This window comes from Vibrio sp. 16 (assembly GCF_963681195.1).
Taxonomy (GTDB): Bacteria; Pseudomonadota; Gammaproteobacteria; order Enterobacterales; family Vibrionaceae; genus Vibrio; species Vibrio sinaloensis_D.
Window position 1 is genome coordinate 1,721,827 of sequence record NZ_OY808997.1, and the last position, 21,064, is coordinate 1,742,890.

Sequence of the window (21,064 nt, forward strand, 5' to 3'; positions counted from 1 at the left end):
TTCATGTTACGAAAGCGCTCCCAAATAAGGGACTATCAAGAAGAAGCACGACTGTTTAAAAGTCGTGCTATTGTCGCTTTTATAGGCATCGTTGCCATGATGGGACTTTTGGTGACGAACTTGTACAACATACAAGTTAATCAGTTTCAAGATTACAAAACCCGCTCAAACGACAACCGAATCAAGGTCGTCCCAATCGCACCAAACCGCGGGCTTATTTATGATCGTAACGGTAAATTACTGGCTGAAAACCGTCCAGTATTTAGCCTTGAGATCACGCCAGAGAAAATCGAGGATATGGAGGCAACCATTGCCAGCCTTCAACAAATCCTTACCATCACCCCTGACCAGATTGAACGCTTTCAAAAAGAGCGCCGCCAGACACGTCGCTTTAAATCTGTGCCTATTTTGACTCAATTAACACCTGAGCAGGTGGCGAAGTTTTCAGTCAATCAGCACAAATTTCCTGGGGTATCTGTCAACGCGGCTTTGAAACGCCATTACCCTTATGGCGAGGTGTTAACCCACGTAATTGGCTACGTTTCGCGAATCAATGACCGTGATATGCAGCGTCTCGTCCGCGAAGAGAAAGACGCAAACTATCAAGCCACTCGTGACATCGGTAAGCTGGGTATCGAACGCTACTACGAAGATTTGCTGCACGGAACAGCAGGTTACCAAGAGGTTGAGGTCAACAGTCGTGGTCGCATCATACGCACGCTGAAATACGTTCCACCTGAGCCGGGTAAAGATATTGTCTTAAACCTCGATATCGACTTACAACTCTACATCCATGATCTCTTAGCAGACCGACGCGGTAGTGCCGTGGTACTCGATCCTAAAGACAATGGTGTATTGGCAATGGTGTCAAGCCCAAGCTACGACCCGAATGCCTTCGTACATGGTATTTCTGGCAAAGACTATCGAGCACTACTTAATGACAAGAATCGTCCGCTGGTGAACCGTGCCACGTTAGGCATCTATCCTCCAGCGTCGACGATTAAACCCTTTATGGCGGTGGCTGCGCTTCAAGAAGGTGTCATCACGCCGAATACTACTCGTAACGACCCTGGCTACTGGCGAATTCCAAACTCGAAAACTCGACCATTCCGAGATTGGCTCCCGTGGGGGCATGGCAAGGTAGATATCGTCAAATCAATTGAAGAATCCGTGGATACCTTCTTCTACCAAGTCGCGTATGACATGGGGATTGATCGTATATCCAATTGGATGATGATGTTTGGCTTTGGTGATTACACTGGGCTAGATATTCGTGAAGAGAGCAAAGCGAATATGCCAACCCGCGACTGGAAAATGGCTCGTCATCGCGTGCCTTGGTATCAAGGGGACACTATCCCTGTTGGCATCGGCCAAGGTTACTGGACAGCAACGCCAATGCAAATTGCCAAAGCGACCTCGGTACTGGTTAACCGAGGCAAACGTATTGCTCCACACCTTTTAAGAGCGACCATCGTTAACGGTGAGCGTTTTGAGAAACAGGAGCTTTCAGGGCTTGAGACTTATACCTACCCTCCAATCGAAGGGGTCAAAGAAAAGTACTGGGATCTTGCGATAGAGGGAATGCGTCTCGTAAACCATGGTAAAAAAGGAACGGCTCGCCGAGCCTTCTACAATACCGAGTATGTCAGCGCTGGTAAATCAGGTACAGCTCAGGTATTTGGCTTGGGCGAAGATGAAAAATACAACGCAGACGAAATTGCCGAGCACCTGCGCGACCATGCGCTCTTTACTGGCTTCGCCCCTATTGACGATCCTGAAATTGTCGTGACGATTGTCCTTGAAAACGCAGGTGGTGGCTCAAGCAACGGTGGTCCTGTGGTACGCCAAGTATTTGATCACGTGCTCGTAGAGAAAAAAGAGGCTGAAAAATAATGGATTTTGATCCTTCAACTGGCCAAAACCGCGCTCTGTTCGAGCGTTTCCATATCGATTTACCATTGCTACTAGGCATATTGGTACTTATGGGCTTTGGCCTAATCGTTATGTACAGTGCAAGTGGCCAAAGCCTTGCGATGATGGATCGCCAAGCAATGCGCATGGGCTTAGCCCTTGGCGTGATGCTTATTTTGGCTCAGATACCACCTAGAACCTATGAGACCTTGGCGCCACTTATGTTTGCTGGCGGTATTCTTTTGCTACTCGGGGTACTCTTTTTTGGCGAAGCTTCTAAAGGGGCGCAGCGCTGGCTGAACCTAGGCTTTGTTCGTTTTCAACCGTCGGAACTTTTGAAGCTCGCGGTTCCGCTTATGATCGCCCGCTACATTGGTAAACGAGCCCTGCCGCCGACATTCCAAACCCTGGTAATTTCTTTGGTGATGGTGTTTGTCCCGACCATATTAATCGCCAAGCAACCCGACTTAGGCACTTCAATTTTGATTGCAGCCTCGGGCATCTTCGTGATTTTCCTTGCGGGAATCAGTTGGAGAATCATCTTCGCTGCTGCGTGTGGTCTTGGCGCCTTCTTACCCATTTTGTGGTTCTTCTTGATGCGCGAATACCAAAAAGTCCGTGTAAGAACGCTGTTTAACCCAGAATCAGATCCTTTGGGGGCGGGCTACCACATTATCCAAAGTAAAATCGCGATTGGCTCGGGGGGGATCTCCGGTAAAGGTTGGATGCAAGGAACACAATCTCAATTGGAATTTCTCCCAGAGCGCCACACCGACTTTATTTTTGCCGTAATCGCAGAAGAATGGGGACTGATCGGTATTCTTGCGTTGCTCAGTATCTACCTCTACATCATCGGACGCGGACTCTACCTCGCGAGCAAGGCCCAAACCGCCTTTGGACGCATGATGGCTGGCAGTATCGTGCTAAGTTTCTTTGTTTATGTTTTTGTAAACATTGGCATGGTAAGCGGGATTTTACCGGTTGTGGGCGTCCCTCTTCCTCTGATCAGTTATGGTGGCACCTCAATGGTGACGCTCATGGCAGGCTTTGGTATTTTGATGTCGATTCACACACACAGAAAAGCGTTTTCGAAGGCAACATAGTATGACAAACAAAACACTGCTGGCATTGGCTTGCACGAGCATTCTATTGGTAGGCTGTTCTTCTGCTCCGTCTAAACGCTACTCCCTAGATGATGACGTCGCACCTGAGAAACCTATCTCTGTTGATCATATTGAAGATGCTGTACCGCAATATGAACCCTACAGTTTAGGTGGGAACAAAGATTACACGCTGCGCGGAAACCACTACACCATCATCAAAGACAGCACAGGCTTCACCGAGCAAGGCATCTCTTCTTGGTACGGAAAAAAATTCCATGGCCACCTGACTTCGAATGGTGAGATCTATGACATGTATTCCATGACAGCGGCACATAAGACCTTACCTTTGCCAAGCTATGTGGAAGTGACCAATCAAGACAATGGCAAAAAAGCCATCGTCCGTGTCAATGACCGAGGTCCTTTTCACCCTGGACGCATCATAGATTTAAGCTACGCCGCCGCCACTAAACTCGATGTCATCAAAACGGGGACAGCGAATGTGTCGATTCGAGTCATCAAGGTCGACAAACCAACCGAAGCCCACAAACAACAAGCGTTGCCAAAGTTTGTTGTGCAAGTTGCTTCATCACAGCATTCACAGCGCGTCCAAACTTTGGCACAAGAGCTGGGGCAAAAACTTGCGGTTGAGAGTTATGTAGGGTCTGAAAATGACGTCCATCGAGTACTTTTAGGACCATTTAATGACTATATGCAAACTCAAAAAACCTTAGAACAAGTAAAAACACTTGGTTATTCGAGTGCATTTATTAAATCCTTGTAGAGTTAATTCTCCAAGCCACTAGACGACACTAGCTTGAGAGAGTGATTCTGTTAAGATATGGACAGTTAAAGATAAACCTGTAGTCAATATGAAAAAAACAACGCTAATTAAATCCGTTTTTGCGTCTTCTATTGCGCTTTCTGCAACCTTCGCAACTTCTGCCATCGCAACACCTATTGTTGTGCCAGACGCCCCTCAGATCGCCGCTAAAGGCTACGTGCTAATGGACTTCCATTCAGGCAAAGTCTTGGCTGAGAAAGAGATGAATACCAAGCTGTCTCCAGCTAGCTTAACCAAAATGATGACCAGTTACGTCATCGGCCAAGAGCTTGAGCGCGGTAACATCTCACTGCAAGACGATGTGACTATCAGCAAAAATGCTTGGGCGAAAAACTTCCCAGATTCTTCGAAAATGTTCATTGAAGTCGGTACCACAGTCAAGGTTGAAGACCTGAACCGTGGCATCATCATTCAATCGGGGAACGATGCTTGTGTCGCAATGGCTGAGCACATTGCTGGCTCTGAAGATGCCTTTGTTGATTTGATGAACGCATGGGCAGACACCATTGGCATGAAAGACACCCACTTTGCCAATGTGCATGGTCTAGACAACCCAGATCTTTACTCAACGCCTTACGACATGGCGTTGCTTGGTAGCGCGCTTATCCGTGATGTGCCAGACGAGTACCGCATCTACTCAGAAAAGAAATACACCTACAACGGCATCACCCAATACAACCGCAATGGTCTGCTTTGGGATAAGAGCATGAACGTTGACGGCATTAAAACTGGCCACACAAGTAATGCCGGTTACAGCCTAGTGAGCTCAGCAACGGAAGGCAAAATGCGTCTTGTTGCGGTTGTGATGGGCACTAAGAATGCCAATGCTCGTAAATCAGAAAGCAAAAAGTTACTGAGTTACGGCTTCCGCTTCTTTGAAACAGTGGCACCACACAAAGCAGGCGAAACCTTCGTCGAAGAAAAAATCTGGATGGGTGACAAAGACATGGTTGCCTTAGGTCTTGATCAAGACACCTATGTCACGCTACCTCGCGGCCAAGCGAAAAACCTAAAAGCCAGCTTCGTACTTGAAAAAGAGCTACAAGCCCCAATTAGTAAGGGTGATGTTGTTGGTAAGCTATACTATCAACTAGAAGGCAATGATGTTGCTGAGTACCCGCTTCTTGCACTTGAAGATGTAGAAGAAGGTAGTCTATTTAGCCGTCTTTGGGATTACATTGTTATGCTATTCAAGAGCTTCTTGTAATTCTTGATGAATTCATCGAAAAAGCCGCTCAATGCGGCTTTTTTTATCACATTAGCCTCATGGCTGATGTATTGAGATTTAACGTTATTAGCAGTACTATTCCGCGCTGCGAAGAAACCTGTTCAACTTGGAGTGTCCTATGCTGACTATTAACTCAGACGCAAAACTGAAAGACCTGCTCGAGTTCCCATGCTCATTCACCTACAAGGTTATGGGCTATGCAAAACCAGAACTGCCAGAAAAGGTTCTTGAAGTGATCCAACGCCATGCTCCAGGTGATTACAGCCCAGTTGTAAAACCAAGCGCAAAAGGCAATTACCATTCCGTGTCAGTAAACATCACTGCCACGTCGATCGAGCAAGTTGAAACCCTTTACAAAGAACTGGGTGAAATCGATATTGTTCGCATGGTTCTATAATTATTTGAGAACTTCAATTTTTTTTGAAAGCAGCGAAAGCTGCTTTCTTTTTAGATATCAAGTAGATAATAATCCTGCAAAATCTCTAGGGTTAAAAATGTGTTACTGGTATATAGTTGATTCTGTTGATCCAGTTTATAATCTCCCCCACTTTATGAATCGACGATAGGATCAGCGATGCAAAACCAGCTTGTAGTCAAGTATCTCGGCCGACAAGATTATCAACCAATCTGGCAAGCCATGCATGATTTCACTGATACTCGCACTGACGAAACGCCTGATGAAGTTTGGCTTGTAGAGCACAACCCAGTCTTCACTCAAGGCCAAGCAGGTAAAGCAGAGCACCTTTTGAATACAGGTGATATTCCGGTCGTTCAAAGTGACCGCGGTGGTCAAGTGACCTACCATGGTCCAGGCCAACTTGTGGCCTATTTTTTGATAAACCTTCGTCGTAAAAAATTAGGGGTTCGAGATTTGGTTACTCATATAGAGAACCTAGTGATCAACACCCTAAAACACTACAATATTGAATCAGCAGCACGACCTGACGCCCCAGGCGTCTACGTTGACGGTAAGAAAATCTGCTCTTTGGGTTTACGAATCCGTAAAGGCTGCTCATTCCATGGTCTCGCTCTAAACGTCAATATGGATTTGAGCCCATTTCTGCGCATCAACCCATGTGGTTATGCCGGAATGGAAATGGTTCAAGTCAGCCAATTAGGTGGACCAGAAGATATAGAGCACGTTGAAAGAACCTTAGTCGATGAACTGGTAACTTTGCTAGGTTACGAGCAAGTTGAATTCAGCACAGAAGCTCCTTCTGTACGATAAGAAGTAAAGAGAAGCAAAGAAGCATGAGTAAACCAATCCAAATGGAAAAAGGCGTCAAGTACCGCGACGCTGATAAGATGGCATTAATTCCTGTAAAAAATATGCCTACCGAGCAGAAAGAAGTTCTGCGCAAACCCGACTGGATGAAGATCAAGCTACCAGCAGATAGTCAGCGCATTCAAGATATTAAGTCCGCAATGCGTAAAAACAACCTGCACTCAGTTTGTGAAGAAGCCTCATGCCCTAACCTTGCTGAATGTTTCAACCACGGTACTGCTACCTTTATGATTTTAGGTGCGATCTGTACTCGTCGCTGTCCTTTCTGTGACGTTGCCCACGGTCGCCCACTGGCACCAGAAGCGGAAGAGCCGAAGAAACTGGCGAAAACCATCCAAGACATGAAGTTGAAATACGTGGTAATCACTTCTGTTGACCGTGACGACCTTCGTGATGGTGGTGCGCAGCACTTTGCTGACTGTAACCGTGAAATCCGTAAGCTAAACCCGAACATTAAGATCGAAACTCTGGTTCCTGATTTCCGTGGTCGTATGGATGTGGCGCTAGAGCTACTAAAAGACAATCCACCAGATGTCTTTAACCACAACCTAGAAACCGCTCCTCGTCTGTACCGCAAAGCTCGCCCTGGTGCGAACTACAAATGGTCTTTGGATCTACTGAAGAAATTTAAAGAGCAGCACCCTGATATTCCGACTAAGTCTGGCATCATGATGGGTCTTGGTGAGACCAAAGAAGAGATCATTGAAGTACTGAAAGATCTTCGCGAACACGGCGTTACTATGCTGACACTAGGTCAGTACCTTGCACCAAGTCGCCACCACCTACCGGTTGAGCGCTACGTGCCGCCTTCAGAGTTTGATGAGCTAAAAGAGATCGCACTCGAACTTGGCTTTACTCACGCCGCTTGTGGTCCATTTGTCCGCTCCTCTTACCACGCTGACCTTCAAGCGCAAGGTGTAGAAATTAGCTAATCTAGAAGCTAGATTGATTGAAAAGCTGACTGAATAGGTCAGCTTTTTTTTATCGTCCCTTGAATGAGACAGCGCACTTCTATAGGCTTACTCTACAAACATGATAAACCTGTCTCAGGTAACTTCGCCAAGGATCTAATATGAAAAAATTGGGATTAGCTGCTGCTATCGTACTAGCGGCATTAACCGCTGGCTGTGCTTCAAATACTAAGCAAGACAATTTCCGTGAAGCCTCTTTCGAACTTTGTAATACAGAAGTTGATATCTATTCAGTAAGTGATGATGGCCGCGTAAGAATTGTCTGTTCAGACGGTTCTAAGTTCGCCTTAAACAGTGAAGAGACGCTAGAAACCATGCGCGATATTAATATCGACTACTGTGACGGCGAAGGTCTCGGTAAGTTTAACGAGAGCAGAAAATACTACTCGTTCAAGTGTAAATCAGGAACATTACTGAGCATTTCAAAATAAGCTCGGAACACCGTTACTGAAAGGGTTGATGTAAAAACATCAGCCCTTTTTGTTTTATGCGTCCTCTTCAAGAGATTCCCTACTCGCTCCTTCGTCACTCTATGGAATGACAAAAACCCAAGATCAAAAAAGGGCTCAATGAGCCCTTTCAACATAGTTTTCAAAGTAGATGGACGAAATTCAAGGAGCTCACACGGAGTTTGCGCTAGCAAATGAGTATGTGCGACACAGAAGTTCGTTCACTCTACGAAGAAAAATTACGCGTAAACTGGTAGACGCTTACAGATCTCTAGCACTTTAGCTTTCGTTGCTTCGATAACTTCCTCGTTGCCGATGTTATCTAGCACGTCACACATCCAGTTTGCTAGTTCAGTTGCGTCTGCTTCAGTGAAACCACGGCGAGTAATTGCTGGAGAACCTACGCGGATACCAGACGTAACGAATGGGCTACGTGGATCGTTTGGTACTGAGTTCTTGTTTACAGTGATGTTTGCCGCGCCTAGTGCTGCGTCTGCATCTTTACCAGTGATGTCTTTGTCGATTAGGTCAACTAGGAACAGGTGGTTTTCAGTACCGTTAGAAACGATTTTGTAACCACGCTCTTGGAACTGAGCCACCATCGCTTTTGCGTTCTTCACTACGCGAGCTTGGTACTCTTTGAACTCAGGTTCCATTGCTTCTTTGAACGCTACCGCTTTACCAGCGATTACGTGCATTAGTGGACCACCTTGACCGCCAGGGAATACCGCTGAGTTCAGCTTCTTGTACATCTCTTCGCCAGCGTTAGACAGGATTAGACCACCACGTGGACCCGCTAGTGTTTTGTGTGTTGTTGTAGTCACAACGTGCGCGTGTGGTACTGGCGTTGGGTAAACACCTGCAGCGATAAGGCCAGCAACGTGCGCCATATCTACGAATAGCCAAGCACCTGCTTTGTCTGCGATTTCACGCATGCGAGCCCAATCTACGATTTGAGAGTAAGCTGAGAAACCACCGATGATCATCTTTGGTTTGTGCTCTAGAGCAAGTTGCTCCATTTCATCGTAGTTGATTTGGCCAGCTTCATCGATACCATAAGGAATAACGTTGTAGTGCTTACCAGAGAAGTTTACTGGTGAACCGTGAGTCAGGTGACCACCGTGCGCTAGGCTCATACCTAGAACTGTATCGCCTGGATTCAGAAGAGCCATGTAAACAGCGCTGTTTGCTTGAGAACCAGAGTGTGGCTGTACGTTTGCGTATTCACAACCGAAAAGCTCACATGCACGATCGATAGCAAGAGCTTCTGCTTTATCAACGTACTCACAACCACCATAGTAGCGCTTGCCTGGGTAACCTTCAGCGTACTTGTTTGTTAGCTGAGAACCTTGAGCTTCCATTACACGTGGGCTGGTGTAGTTTTCTGAAGCGATAAGTTCAATGTGTTCTTCCTGGCGAAGAGTTTCTTCTTGGATTGCTGCGAACAGTTCCGCATCGTAATCTGCGATGTTCATATCACGCTTTAGCATCTGTATCTCCTGACTCAGATTAAGACTTTAAAATTGCAAAAAAACTGATTTCTGACCTAAATACCGACGTTTTTACCTGACGCAAACGTTTGCATTAAGCTAATGACGCGCATTCTACATAATTTGATCTAGGTCATAAAGAGAAAATTCAAATTTTTCTCATGCAGTTTTTTCATAATGATTTACGAGAATCGTCATGTTGGCACTTTTTACGGCTCGTACTGAGCTAAGTGTCAAATCTATCCTTTACACCCCGTAAAACGATGATTACATAGGTTTACCTTAAATTTCCCTCTCAAGCTACCGAAATCCTTATTTTTTAAATAGTATGCACGCCATTATTTACTGGTTAAATTTCAAATTGATGGAAAAACACTCAAGAAAGGAAGACTGGGTCGCAATTTTAACTGGCACGTTTTTAGTTGCTCAGGGCGTCTTCTTCCTGCAATCCGCTTCGTTACTGACTGGCGGAACCACTGGCTTAGCGTTATTAGTTAGCCAATTTGTATCGATTTCATTTGGTACGCTCTATTTTATTGCTAACTGCCCATTCTACTTATTGGCGTGGAAACGATTTGGCGCTCGATTCGCGTTCAACAGTGCTATTTCTGGCGCTTTGGTTTCGATTTTTGCTGACCACCTCTACTTGGTGATTAGCTTAGACACGATCAATGAGGTGTACTGCGCGGTAGCGGGTGGACTGCTGATGGGATTAGGCATGTTGATTTTGTTCCGTCATCGCTCAAGCCTTGGGGGATTCAATGTCTTGTGTCTCTTTATTCAAGACAAGTTTGGCATCTCGGTGGGTAAATCTCAGCTTGCTATCGACTTTTGTATCTTAATTGCCTCTTGCTTCTTTGTATCAATCGAAGTCATTGGCCTATCGATTCTTGGCGCTATTGCTCTAAACCTTGTACTAGCAATGAACCATAAGCCAACTCGCTACTCTGTGAATTACGGTTAATTACCACGCTTCATAAAATTAAGGGTTGATGCATCCGCATCAACCCTTTTTCTTTTTTAGTTCAGCTCACCATGGGAGCTTCGAGCTTTCACATCATGGCTAAGTTCTCGGTTAAGCTCTGCCTCTACGTGTCCCGGAGCCTGTGTACCTGCCGAAATCAATCGGTACATAGCTGGAATCACAAACAAGGTTACGAGCGTCGCAAAAGCCATACCGAAGAAAATAACCGTACCGACAGCCACTCGGCTTTCATAGCCCGCGCCCGTCGAAACAATTAAAGGAATCGCTCCAGCAAGCGTCGTAAATGCAGTCATCATGATTGGACGTAAACGGCGAGCCGACGCATCCAAAATAGCTTTTTCAAACTCGATCCCTCTGTCTCGAAGCTGGTTAGCAAACTCAACGATTAAGATACCGTTTTTGGTCACCATGCCGATCAGCATGATCATACCGATTTGGCTATAGATGTTGAGCCCCTGCCCCATCAAGAATAATCCAAGGAATCCACCAAACACGCCCATAGGCACCGTGAACATCACCACCAGCGGGTTAATAAAGCTCTCAAATTGAGCAGCAAGAACCAAATACGCCACCAGCAAAGCCAAGGCAAAGACCACTAAGGTACTCGATTGATTCTCTTTGTAATCTTTCGATTCTCCCGAGTAACTCACGGAAATATCCCCCGGAAGTAACTCAATCGCTTGTTGATCTAAAAAGTCGAGCGCTTCGCCCAGCGTGTAGCCATCGGATAAGTTGGCCGTAATCGTAATCGCCTTTTGCTTGTTGTAGTGCGACAGGCGAATCGACGAAGCCACCTCTTCAATTTTGGTCACGGCATCAAGAGTAACTAATTCGCCAGAAGCAGTGCGCATGTAGATTTGGCTTAAATCCGCAGCGTTGTTAAAGCTGTCTTCGTCGCCTCGCAAGTAAACATCGTACTCTTCACCGCGTTCGACAAACGTAGTTTCACTCTTACCACCAAGCATAATCTCAAGCGTGTCAGAAATATCCGAGACTCGAATACCAAGCTCTGCTGCACGCTGCTTATCCACTGTGACAACTAACTCAGGCGTTTTTTCGGAGTAATTGATGTCTGCACCTTCCATGTAAGGCGACTCTTCCGCTAAACGCTCTAATTTTTCCGCCCACTGTTTTAACTCTGGGTAATCACTGCCGCCTAGTACAAATTGAACCGGCTCACTCGATCCACCTCGGAATCCAGGCATAAATGGGAAGACGCGCACATCTGGGATACCAGTCAACGCCTTCCGGACTTGGCCAAGCGCCTGCTGCGCGGTGACATCACGGTCATTCCAGTCCTCTAAGATCATGATCACGAAGCCCGTTTGGTCACCAGCGTTCCCCCCAAAGGCAGGCGATTGAATACTGAACGACTTCAAGAAACCTTGACCAAGCAAAGGCATTAAACGCTCTTCAACAATATCCATATTGGCCGACATGCGGTTATAACTGGTGGCATCGGCGCCACGAACAAAAGCAAAGATTACCCCGCGGTCTTCAGATGGTGTGAGCTGTGCAGGCACCTGCTGCATTAACCCCCAACTGCCGCCCATACAAGCGAGGATGACAAGCGGTGCTGCCCATTTCCAATTTAGTGCCGATCGAAGAACCTTACGATAACCAGATTCCAGATGACCAAACATACGGTCAATAAATAGGTTGAAGCGGTTCGGTTTTACGTTAGCTTTTAGAAGCTTGCTCCCCAGAACCGGAGTTAGCGTCAAGGCAATCAAAGATGAGAAGATCACCGACATTGCCAGCAATACGGAAAACTCAGTAAATAGCAGACCGACCATGCCATCCATAAAGGAGATAGGCAGGAAAACCATGACAAGTACCAAGGTGGTTGCGATTACAGCAAAGCCTACCTCACGGGTACCTTTGTACGCAGCGAGTAGCGGCTTTTCACCATTTTCGATGTGGTGGAAAATGTTCTCGACCACAACGATTGCATCATCGACAACCAGACCAATCGACAGAATCAACGCCATCAGGGTGATAAGGTTGATGGAAAAGCCAAAGTAATACGCGGCAATAAAGGAAGAAATCAAGGATACTGGCACAGTCACAGCAGGAATAAGGGTTGCCCTAGCCTGACCAATAAAGATGTACAGAACAAGGATCACCAATCCGCCGGTAATAAAGAGCGTGCTATATACTTCAGCAATCGAGCGCTCAATGAATACGGTTGAGTCGTAATCAATGGCTAAACGCGTTCCTTCTGGCAAAAATTGTTGAATGTTCTCGACTTCGGTATGGACTCGGTCTGCAACTTCCAGTGGGTTAGCATCGGATTGAGGCACAATTCCCATACTCACATTGACTACGCCGTCACTTTTGAAAGTGGAGTTTTCGTTTTCTGCACCGATGTAAACGTCTGCGACATCTCTTAAATAGATTGGCGAGTTATCACTGGCACGTTTAACCACCAAGTATTCGAAATCTTCGGCTTGGTTATAGCTGCGCGCCGTGCGTACCGACATCACAATCTGATCGTTGCGTACTTCACCACCTGGGCTTTCAATATTTTCGCTGCGCAGCGCTGAAGTTATGTCAGAGGTAGTGACGCCGCGACCAGCCATTTGTTCAGGCTTGAGCTTAACGTACATCACTTTGTACAAACCGCCCGAAATGTCCACCGAGCTCACACCTGAGATCAAGCTAAAGCGATCCATCAAGACACGCTCAACATAATCGGTAAGCTGAGTGCGGTCCATTTCAGAAGAGCTTAAATTGATATAGAGAGAAGCCTCACCCGAACCATTATTCTTAAACACAACGGGATCATCAGCTTCATCAGGTAACGATCGCTGGGCACGAGCAACGGCATCACGGACATCACTGACACCGGTATTTAAGTCGTAACCTAAATCGAAGGTGATGGTAATCCTAGACATGCTGTTGCGGGTGGTCGAGGAGATTTCATCGATACCGCTTATCCCCGATAACTGATCTTCCAGCACCGAGGTGATTTGGCTTTCGATGATGGTGGCAGATGCCCCTTCATAGCGGGTACTGATCGAGACGACTGGGCTTTCAATGTCAGGCATCTCACGTACAGCCAACTTACTGAACGACACAATACCAAACACGCACAGCAGTAAGCTAAGCACCAGTGCAGCGACTGGTCTTTTCACAGACACATCAGAGAGCAACATGACTATTTGCCCTCTTGATTATTTGGCTCGCCTTTAGGACGTCCATCACTGCCTAGCTCGGCGACCGTCACACCGTTTCGCATGTTTACAATGCCTTGAACAACAATCTTGTCACCGATAGATAATCCGTCTTCAATCACAACTAGGTTATCAACGCGAGCGCCCAAAACGACTTGGGTTCGAACCGCTTTGTTGTCTTCACCAACAACGTAGACGTAACGCTTGGTTCCAGAGTACTCAAGCGCCTGAACAGGAATAATAGGCGCTTCAATCGCTGGGAAATCCATATCCGCAGACACTAACATCCCCGGCTTTAGCTTTTGCGCGACGTTTTCGAAGTGAATACGAACGCGCAAGTTGAGCGTTTCTTGATTGATTCGAGAGTCAATCCCTACCACTTCACCTTCAAAAACCTGACCTGGCCATGCTGCTGTGGTGGCTTTTACTTGCATCCCTTTGCTCAACTGAGACAAATAGCGCTCTGGCACTTGCAGATCGAGCTGCATCACAGACAAGTCATCAAGCGACAGCAGCTCAGAACCAGCGCTAACAAGCTTTCCGCGGCTAAAATCAATAAAACCCACCGTTCCGGCGAAAGGTGCGCTGATGTGAAGGTCTTTCAAACTGGCGTTGGCGGCATCCAATCTTGCTTTGGCGATGTCCACACTCGCTTTTTGCGCATCAATTTCGGTTTGGGTAATGGCGTTACGCTTCACCAGACGCTCAAATTCTTTCAGTTTACGTTGCTCATCTTTGAGATACGCTTGCGCCTCTGCGACAGCCGCTCGCGCTTTATCATCATCAAGTTGGATCAAAAGCTGACCTTTTTGGACATTTTGATTCGCTTTAACGGCAATCACGTCAACCTTTCCGGAAGTTTCTGGTGCGATAATCACCGACTGATCCGCGGCTAATTTGCCGACAAGGGAAAGAGATTGAGAAACTTGATGCGTTTTCACTTGCTCAGTCACTACGGTGACACTCGATGGTCCTTGTCTGTTGGCCATCACAGAAGGAGAGGCGGCGATAATCGACAAGGATAATAGACTCAGAACAATTTTGTTTTTCATGTTGGTATTCTGCATAAATTAACTCTGTTTATTGTATCCCTTTATACGCAACTGGAACGTCAAGTAATGTAAAGAGGAATAAATATTATGTAAGCAAAGCCGTTGATTGTTTGAGCTTAATGGTCATTTCCTACCACCTTTGCCCAAAAAGGCACCATTCGATTCAAAATTATAAGAAAACGCTTTACAGCTTGAGCGAGTTTGCTATGATTCGCTCCGCACTTGAGAGTTGTGTTGGGAAAACAAAACTTAAGTATAAAAATACCCTGGAGGGGTTCCCGAGTGGCCAAAGGGATCAGACTGTAAATCTGCTGGCACTGCCTTCGATGGTTCGAATCCGTCCCCCTCCACCATATTTATTCTTGTGACTTTTTAGGTGAATAACCTTTTAATAAGTTGTGAGAAACACTTGATTAACGTGTTGGGAAAACATTAGTCAAGCTATTCTGTAAAAAGAATAGAAAACACCCTGGAGGGGTTCCCGAGTGGCCAAAGGGATCAGACTGTAAATCTGCTGGCACTGCCTTCGATGGTTCGAATCCGTCCCCCTCCACCATATTTTCTCTATGATAGAGAGCAGCTTGATTGACGTGTTGGGAAAACATCAATCAAGGATAAAAACACCCTGGAGGGGTTCCCGAGTGGCCAAAGGGATCAGACTGTAAATCTGCTGGCACTGCCTTCGATGGTTCGAATCCGTCCCCCTCCACCATATTTTCTCTAAGATAGAGAGCAGCTTGATTGACGTGTTGGGAAAACATCAATTAAGGATAAAAACACCCTGGAGGGGTTCCCGAGTGGCCAAAGGGATCAGACTGTAAATCTGCTGGCACTGCCTTCGATGGTTCGAATCCGTCCCCCTCCACCATATTCAAGAAACCAGCTCATTGAGCTGGTTTTTTTGTATCTATTGTTTCTCAACGTGCTTTTCCTCCAGACATAAAAAAGCCCCGACATTGCGGGGCAAATACTAGAACTTTTCAGTTCTAACGAAGCAAACACTATAGGGGGTGTTAGCTTTGGAAAAGAATAATGCGCGTTTCATAGGGTTTAAGTACCTGACGCTGAGAAACCTCGCCTTGCAACGGGTAGTTGCCAAGTAAATACGTTGCTGTCGATAAATCTAAATCGCTAGGCAACTTGCACTCCGACTCATCACCATAGTAGTTATTCAAGCAGATCAAGGTCTGATGCTGCGACTGGCGCTGATAGCCGAAGATAGCCGTGTGTGAAGGATAGAGATCGGTATAATCCCCAGTCGTAATCACTTCCACTTCTTTACGTAACTTGATCAGTTGCTGGTAGAAGTAGAACACAGAGTTAGTGTCTGCAACGGCTTGTTCTGCGTTGATTTCCGTATAATTGTTCGCGACTTGCAACCAAGGCTGGCCTTTGGAGAAGCCTGCGTACTCCTGATGATTCCACTGCATCGGGGTACGTGAATTGTCACGAGACTTCTGCGCAAGGATCGCCATCATCTCGTCATGAGGAACACCTTGTTCATTGACCATGATGTCGTACATATTGGTACTTTCCACATCACGATATTGCTCTATCGACGTGTAGCCCGGATTGGTCATGCCGATTTCTTCACCCTGATAGATATACGGCGTACCTTGCATCATGTGTACCGAAGCTCCGAGCATTTTCGCCGACTCGACACGGAAGTGTTTATCATCTCCCAATCGACTCACCACACGTGGCTGATCATGGTTACACCAGAATAGAGCTCCCCACCCTTTGCCATTTAAACCGGTTTGCCAGTGGTTGAAAATCTGCTTGAGTTGGATGAAATCAAATGGCGCTTTGGTCCACTTTTCACCATTTGGATAATCCACTTTTAAATGGTGGAAATTAAACACCATTGAGAGTTCTTTGTTATCCAGTGAAGAGTACTGCTGGCAATGCTCCAGCGTCGTCGAAGACATCTCTCCCACCGTCACGCTGCCATATTGTTGAAATACCGCTTCACTGATCTCTTGCAAGTATTCATGCACACGAGGTCCATCTGTGTAGAATCGGCGGCCATCTCCCTGATCATCATTGGGAAAGTCTTGCTGTTTAGAGATGAGATTAATCACGTCTAAGCGGAAACCATCAACGCCCTTCTCCGCCCAAAAGCTGATCACCTCTTTCACTTCTGCACGGACTTGAGGATTTTCCCAGTTTAAGTCTGCTTGCTCTTTGGCAAATAAGTGAAGGAAGTATTGACCTGTTTTCTCATCAAACTCCCACGCACTGCCACCAAATTTGGATTGCCAGTTGTTCGGGATCCCGCCATCTACAGGATCTTTCCAGATGTAGTAATCTCGGTATGGGCTATTTTTATCCCCCAAAGCCGATTGAAACCAATGATGTTGCGTCGACGTATGGTTGACTACGATATCCATAATAATGCGAATCCCACGCTGATGCGCCTCTGCAAGCAGTTGGTCAAAATCGTCCATACTGCCAAAGTCTGGGTTAATCGCGTAATAATCAGAAATGTCGTAGCCATTATCGATCATTGGCGACTGGTAAACCGGAGTTAACCAAATTGCGTCAATTCCCAATCGCTGCAAATAGTCCAACTTAGAGATAATGCCTTGGATATCACCTGTCCCTTTACTGCCACTATCACAAAAACTCTTTGGGTAAATTTGATATATCGAGGCGGTTTTCCACCAGTTTGCATCATTTGTGATTACAGACATCATTGAGCTCACTTACCAAAAATAGAAATCGTTGAAGATGGAGCAGCGACGGCCGCTCCATAAGAAATGCTTATGCGCTTACAGGCTCTAACTCGCCTTTCATTTGTGCGCGCTTGTAGAAGAAGAGTGTCAGTGCCGCAGGAACCGCAATCGCAACAAGCATCGCAATTCCGTAGATGCCCCAGAATTGTGGCTGGATTGACAAGATACCAGGCAGACCACCAACACCGATGCCGTTTGCCATCACACCTGCGCTACCACAAATCGCAGCGGCAATCGCACTACCGATCATTGCGCTCAACATAGGGAATTTGTACTTAAGGTTGATACCGTACATCGCAGGCTCTGTTACACCAAGGTAGGCAGAGATTGCCGCAGGAACCGAGATATCGCGTTCGCCATGCTTCTTGCTAATGATGATGATACCCACAACAGCCGATGCTTGAGCAATGTTAGAAAGTGCAATCAGAGGCCAGATTGGCGTGCCACCTAGGTCTTGCATTAGCTGTAGGTCAACCGCGTTAGTCGTGTGGTGGATACCTGTAATCACAAGAGGTGCGTACAAGAAACCAAACACCATTGAACCAATCACCGCGAAGTCACCTGTCATCGCCGCTTTCGCCGCAAACGCAACACCGTCGCCAAGTACTCGACCAAATGGGCCAATCAATGAGTGAGCAAGCACAACAGAAAGGATGATTGAAACAAACGGCACAACGACTAGGTACAAGTAGGATGGGACGATGCGCTTTAGATTCGTTTCAATAAAGGCTAAGGCAACACCTGCCAGCATTGCTGGAATGACCTGTGCTTGGTAACCAACTTTCTCTATGACAAACAGACCAAAGTCCCAAGCCTCCGGCACCTGCTTACCAATCAAGTAAGCGTTCATAAGCTGCGGAGAGACCAAGGTAACACCTAGCGTGATACCCAGAATTGGTGTACCACCCAGTTTTTTCACCGTTGACCAACACACACCAACCGGTAGGAAGAAGAAAATCGCTTCGCCAATCAACCACAAGAAGCTATGGACTGTTGCCCAGAATTGGCTGATTTCCGTTAGAGATTGACCATCAAACATCTTAATGTCGCCAATAACGTTACGGAAACCTAGAATCAAACCACCGGTGATAATGGCAGGCAGCAGCGGGACAAAAATTTCGGCTAAATGGGAGATCCCGCGCTCTAAAATGTTCATGTTTTGACGAGCAGCAAGCTTGGCTTCATCCTTCGATGCTGCCGTTTGCCCTGTCAGTTCAATCAGCACTTTATAGACTTCATCAACTTCAGTGCCAATAACGACTTGGAACTGACCTGCGTTGGTAAAACAACCTTTCACCATTGGCAGAGCTTCTAGCTCTTTTTCTTTTGCTTTCTCGGTATCGTTTAGTACAAAGCGAAGGCGCGTTAAGCAGTGGCTCACACTTGCGATGTTATCGCTGCCACCGACCAACTCAATCAGACGCTCCACTTCGTGTTTCGCAATCTTACTCATATCCATGTCCACCCTAATTGGATTCTCATTCATGTCTGAATCAACATCAGACTATTAACTGACTTATTTTTTGTTGTTTTGGGAATGTTCCCATTTGTGCTCATTATATTGTCAGATCTGATAAAAGATAAAAATGGGAACAGTCCCATTAATTGAATGAGATCACAGTATAATTTTAAATCACTTTGAAAATAATGGCTTAGAGAGTCAGAGGCTGTTGAGTGAGATGAACCGTCCCCACATCGCCATTTATTTGGGATATCAGTAGGTTAGCTGCTTTTTCACCCGCTAATGAATAACCGGGGTCGATGCTAAATACTTTAGGAAAGAGGAATGAAAGCAATTCATTACCGCCGACACCTGTCACCACAACGTCTTCACGGTCGAGTTCTTGGAGGCGCTTGATGACACCTAGCGCCAGAGTATCACTGGCACAGACGATGGCTTGTGTCTCGGGTTTGAGGACTTTATCGACAAGTAGGTAGGCACTTTCATGATTCAACTGACCGGTTTGGTAGCAAGCCTTTAGTGCATGAGCGCGACACCAAGTTAAGTAAGCATCCAGACGCAGCTTACCCGTTGTTTTGTCACTCGGGTCCACTCCAATAAAGGCAATACGGCTGAGCGATTTTTGCTGCAGATACTCGAGCGCTTTGATGATCACTTGCTCGTTATCGTAGTTGATTGAAGAGACTTGATCCGTATCCATGGCAATCACCACGGTACGGTTTTGCCAACTGCCCAGTTTGGTCACATCAAAATCACTGAAGCCAAACACGATAACTCCGTCGACATTGCGCTTTTTCAGTACATCGAGGTGGGCATTAGTCTTGTCACGATCAAACTGGCTTTCCATGATCACCACGTCATACCCCGCGGCATAAAGCGTATTGAGCATGCTCCCTACCGCTTTATTCTCTGATGGAGAGTCCAAGCGTGAAATGATCACCCCAACGACTTTTTGACTTCCACCACGCATGGTTTGCGCAGACTTGGAAGGTACGTAACCGGATTCTTGAATCACTTGTTCGACTTTCGCCCGCGTCGCAGGCTTTACTTTCGGATCATTGGTCAATACTCGAGATACGGTCGACTTACCGACGCCCGATAACTTAGCAATATCAAGAATGGTTAGTTTTTTACTCATAGGGGGATAGTTAGCTTCCTAGTCTTATGCTTAACGAATCGCGAAGTCTGTGTTACTCGTCGAACTGACAATTTTTGTATATGGTGCGTGCAACTTCCAATCGCGCATTCGTACCTTTTGTATGCAACACGATAGGGTTAGCGGTTGCGGCAGTACCATCATCCAGTATGTATTTGGTTCCAGAGCCTGACGGGACTTGTATCAAAGGGAACTCTTGCTGATCCACTTTCAGCCAAGCTTTTTCTTGCTCTGGTAAATAGCCAACCTCAAATGCCTGCCCCGCGTCACATTGGTACTGAATCCAGTCCCCTTGAAAGGTGTTGTCTGATTGTGACGCTGATTGGGAGCAACCAGTTAAGGCTACACCCATCATCACGATAAATCGTCCTTTTTTCATCATGACCTCCAAACAAACAAGGGCCGCCAAAGCGACCCTTTAATGCTATTTAGTGAGATAAGCTGGCACGTCTTTAATACTGTCTAGCACCACAGAGGCAAGCGCCTCACCTTTGTCAGTGACTGGCTTACCTGTACGAACGAGAATTTTGGTTCCTACGCCAGCAGCATCCGCTGCCATCATATCTTCCGCTTTGTCACCAACCATGACAGAGTTTGCCATGTCAATTTTCAAAAAGTCGCGTGCTGAGATAAACATACCAGGCTTGGGTTTGCGGCAATTACACTCTTCTTTGTATTTACCTTGTCCATGTTCAGCATGGTGAGGACAGTAGTAAAAACCATCAAACTCAACGCCATTATCAACAAAATTCCAGTCCATCCACTGAGTTAAGTCTAGGAAGCGATCTTCACTAAACTTACCACGAGCAATGCCAGACTGGTTAGTCACCAAGACAAGCAAGTAGCCCATCTCTTTCAGTTTCTTCGTCGCTTCAAACACGCCTTCGATAAATTCAAAATCATGCTCATCATGTACGTAACCATGGTCGACGTTAATCACGCCATCACGATCTAAAAAGACTGCTGGTTTAGCCAAAATATGCTTCTCTATCCGTTACTTTCTTTGGGGTGAATCACCCAGTTGTAGTAAGAATTATTGCACGCTTTATTTCTTTCATCACTATCTAATTACCAAACGATTGAGCAAAATAACCATTTAGACGTCTAGACGTAAAAATATCTATTGACAGAAAACACGCGAGACCATAGCATCGTCTACTAAATGAGATGTAGTTCAAAATTATCTACTGCTCCCAAGGTAATCGGATTAGCGAGTTTCT

At 46.2% G+C, this 21,064-nt stretch carries 17 protein-coding genes and 4 tRNA genes; 13 read left to right on the forward strand and 8 right to left on the reverse strand.

The window, feature by feature from the left end; translation table 11 throughout:
• Positions 1–3: 3 nt before the first annotated feature.
• From mrdA to U9J37_RS07775, 8 genes are all read left to right on the forward strand, one after another.
• Positions 4–1,893: a penicillin-binding protein 2 gene (mrdA, locus tag U9J37_RS07740; protein WP_322413455.1), complete on the forward strand. Its 1,890-nt coding sequence runs from the start codon at positions 4–6 to the stop codon at positions 1,891–1,893.
• Positions 1,893–3,014: a rod shape-determining protein RodA gene (gene rodA / locus U9J37_RS07745; protein ID WP_005476702.1), complete on the forward strand. Its 1,122-nt coding sequence runs from the start codon at positions 1,893–1,895 to the stop codon at positions 3,012–3,014. Before mrdA ends, rodA begins: the two co-directional genes overlap by 1 nt.
• A 1-nt stretch (position 3,015) precedes the next feature.
• Positions 3,016–3,795, forward strand: coding sequence for a septal ring lytic transglycosylase RlpA family protein (locus U9J37_RS07750; RefSeq protein WP_005476699.1), 780 nt, complete (start codon positions 3,016–3,018; stop codon positions 3,793–3,795).
• Positions 3,796–3,883: 88 nt separating this feature from the next.
• Positions 3,884–5,062: a serine hydrolase gene (locus U9J37_RS07755; protein ID WP_038139473.1), complete on the forward strand. Its 1,179-nt coding sequence runs from the start codon at positions 3,884–3,886 to the stop codon at positions 5,060–5,062.
• A 139-nt stretch (positions 5,063–5,201) separates the two neighbouring features.
• Entirely contained in the window at positions 5,202–5,480 is a 279-nt protein-coding gene (ybeD, locus tag U9J37_RS07760; protein WP_008081427.1) for a DUF493 family protein YbeD, read from the forward strand.
• A 177-nt stretch (positions 5,481–5,657) separates the two neighbouring features.
• Positions 5,658–6,311 (forward strand): lipoyl(octanoyl) transferase LipB, encoded by a 654-nt coding sequence (lipB, locus tag U9J37_RS07765; RefSeq protein WP_038215536.1) that lies wholly within the window; start codon positions 5,658–5,660, stop codon positions 6,309–6,311.
• Positions 6,312–6,334: 23 nt separating this feature from the next.
• The gene (lipA, locus tag U9J37_RS07770; protein ID WP_005476922.1) at positions 6,335–7,300 is read left to right on the forward strand and encodes a lipoyl synthase; all 966 of its coding nucleotides are present in this window, start codon (positions 6,335–6,337) and stop codon (positions 7,298–7,300) included.
• Positions 7,301–7,440: 140 nt separating this feature from the next.
• Positions 7,441–7,770, forward strand: a complete 330-nt coding sequence (locus U9J37_RS07775; RefSeq protein WP_005476920.1) for a hypothetical protein — start codon at positions 7,441–7,443, stop codon at positions 7,768–7,770.
• Between the two features lie 257 nt (positions 7,771–8,027).
• Here the strand turns inward: U9J37_RS07775 and glyA are convergent, their stop codons facing one another.
• Entirely contained in the window at positions 8,028–9,278 is a 1,251-nt protein-coding gene (gene glyA, locus U9J37_RS07780) for a serine hydroxymethyltransferase (protein ID WP_038139480.1), read from the reverse strand.
• A 364-nt stretch (positions 9,279–9,642) separates the two neighbouring features.
• On the opposite strand from glyA, the gene U9J37_RS07785 reads away from it, so the two are divergent.
• On the forward strand, positions 9,643–10,242 hold the full coding sequence (locus U9J37_RS07785; protein WP_039483603.1) for a YitT family protein: 600 nt from the start codon (positions 9,643–9,645) through the stop codon (positions 10,240–10,242).
• A gap of 56 nt (positions 10,243–10,298) precedes the next feature.
• On the opposite strand, the gene vexH is transcribed toward U9J37_RS07785, so the two are convergent.
• Together vexH and U9J37_RS07795 are read right to left on the reverse strand one after the other, a co-directional pair.
• Positions 10,299–13,421: a vibriobactin export RND transporter permease subunit VexH gene (gene vexH, locus U9J37_RS07790; RefSeq protein ID WP_322413465.1), complete on the reverse strand. Its 3,123-nt coding sequence runs from the start codon at positions 13,419–13,421 to the stop codon at positions 10,299–10,301.
• A 2-nt stretch (positions 13,422–13,423) separates the two neighbouring features.
• Positions 13,424–14,491, reverse strand: a complete 1,068-nt coding sequence (locus U9J37_RS07795; protein ID WP_038215746.1) for an efflux RND transporter periplasmic adaptor subunit — start codon at positions 14,489–14,491, stop codon at positions 13,424–13,426.
• A 268-nt stretch (positions 14,492–14,759) separates the two neighbouring features.
• Between U9J37_RS07795 and U9J37_RS07800 the strand changes: the two genes are divergently transcribed.
• The 4 genes from U9J37_RS07800 to U9J37_RS07815 all read left to right on the forward strand — a co-directional run bounded on the left by U9J37_RS07800 (position 14,760) and on the right by U9J37_RS07815 (position 15,359).
• Positions 14,760–14,844 (forward strand) — tRNA-Tyr (locus tag U9J37_RS07800).
• Positions 14,845–14,962: 118 nt separating this feature from the next.
• Positions 14,963–15,047, forward strand: a tRNA-Tyr gene (locus U9J37_RS07805).
• Positions 15,048–15,118: 71 nt separating this feature from the next.
• Positions 15,119–15,203: transfer RNA gene (locus U9J37_RS07810), tRNA-Tyr, on the forward strand.
• A gap of 71 nt (positions 15,204–15,274) precedes the next feature.
• Positions 15,275–15,359 (forward strand) — tRNA-Tyr (locus tag U9J37_RS07815).
• 145 nt (positions 15,360–15,504) lie between these two features.
• Here the strand turns inward: U9J37_RS07815 and treC are convergent.
• The 5 genes from treC to gmhB form a co-directional block, all read right to left on the reverse strand.
• Positions 15,505–17,184, reverse strand: a complete 1,680-nt coding sequence (treC, locus tag U9J37_RS07820) for an alpha,alpha-phosphotrehalase (protein ID WP_322414050.1) — start codon at positions 17,182–17,184, stop codon at positions 15,505–15,507.
• A 70-nt stretch (positions 17,185–17,254) separates the two neighbouring features.
• Positions 17,255–18,679, reverse strand: a complete 1,425-nt coding sequence (gene treB / locus U9J37_RS07825) for a PTS trehalose transporter subunit IIBC (protein WP_038139748.1) — start codon at positions 18,677–18,679, stop codon at positions 17,255–17,257.
• Positions 18,680–18,878: 199 nt separating this feature from the next.
• Positions 18,879–19,826 carry a trehalose operon repressor TreR gene (gene treR / locus U9J37_RS07830; RefSeq protein WP_005475340.1) on the reverse strand — a complete coding sequence of 316 codons (948 nt, stop codon included), beginning with the start codon at positions 19,824–19,826 and terminating at the stop codon, positions 18,879–18,881.
• Positions 19,827–19,878: 52 nt separating this feature from the next.
• Positions 19,879–20,226, reverse strand: coding sequence for an MliC family protein (locus U9J37_RS07835; protein WP_005475268.1), 348 nt, complete (start codon positions 20,224–20,226; stop codon positions 19,879–19,881).
• A gap of 42 nt (positions 20,227–20,268) precedes the next feature.
• Positions 20,269–20,820, reverse strand: coding sequence for a D-glycero-beta-D-manno-heptose 1,7-bisphosphate 7-phosphatase (gene gmhB, locus U9J37_RS07840; RefSeq protein ID WP_005475291.1), 552 nt, complete (start codon positions 20,818–20,820; stop codon positions 20,269–20,271).
• Positions 20,821–21,064: the final 244 nt, after the last annotated feature.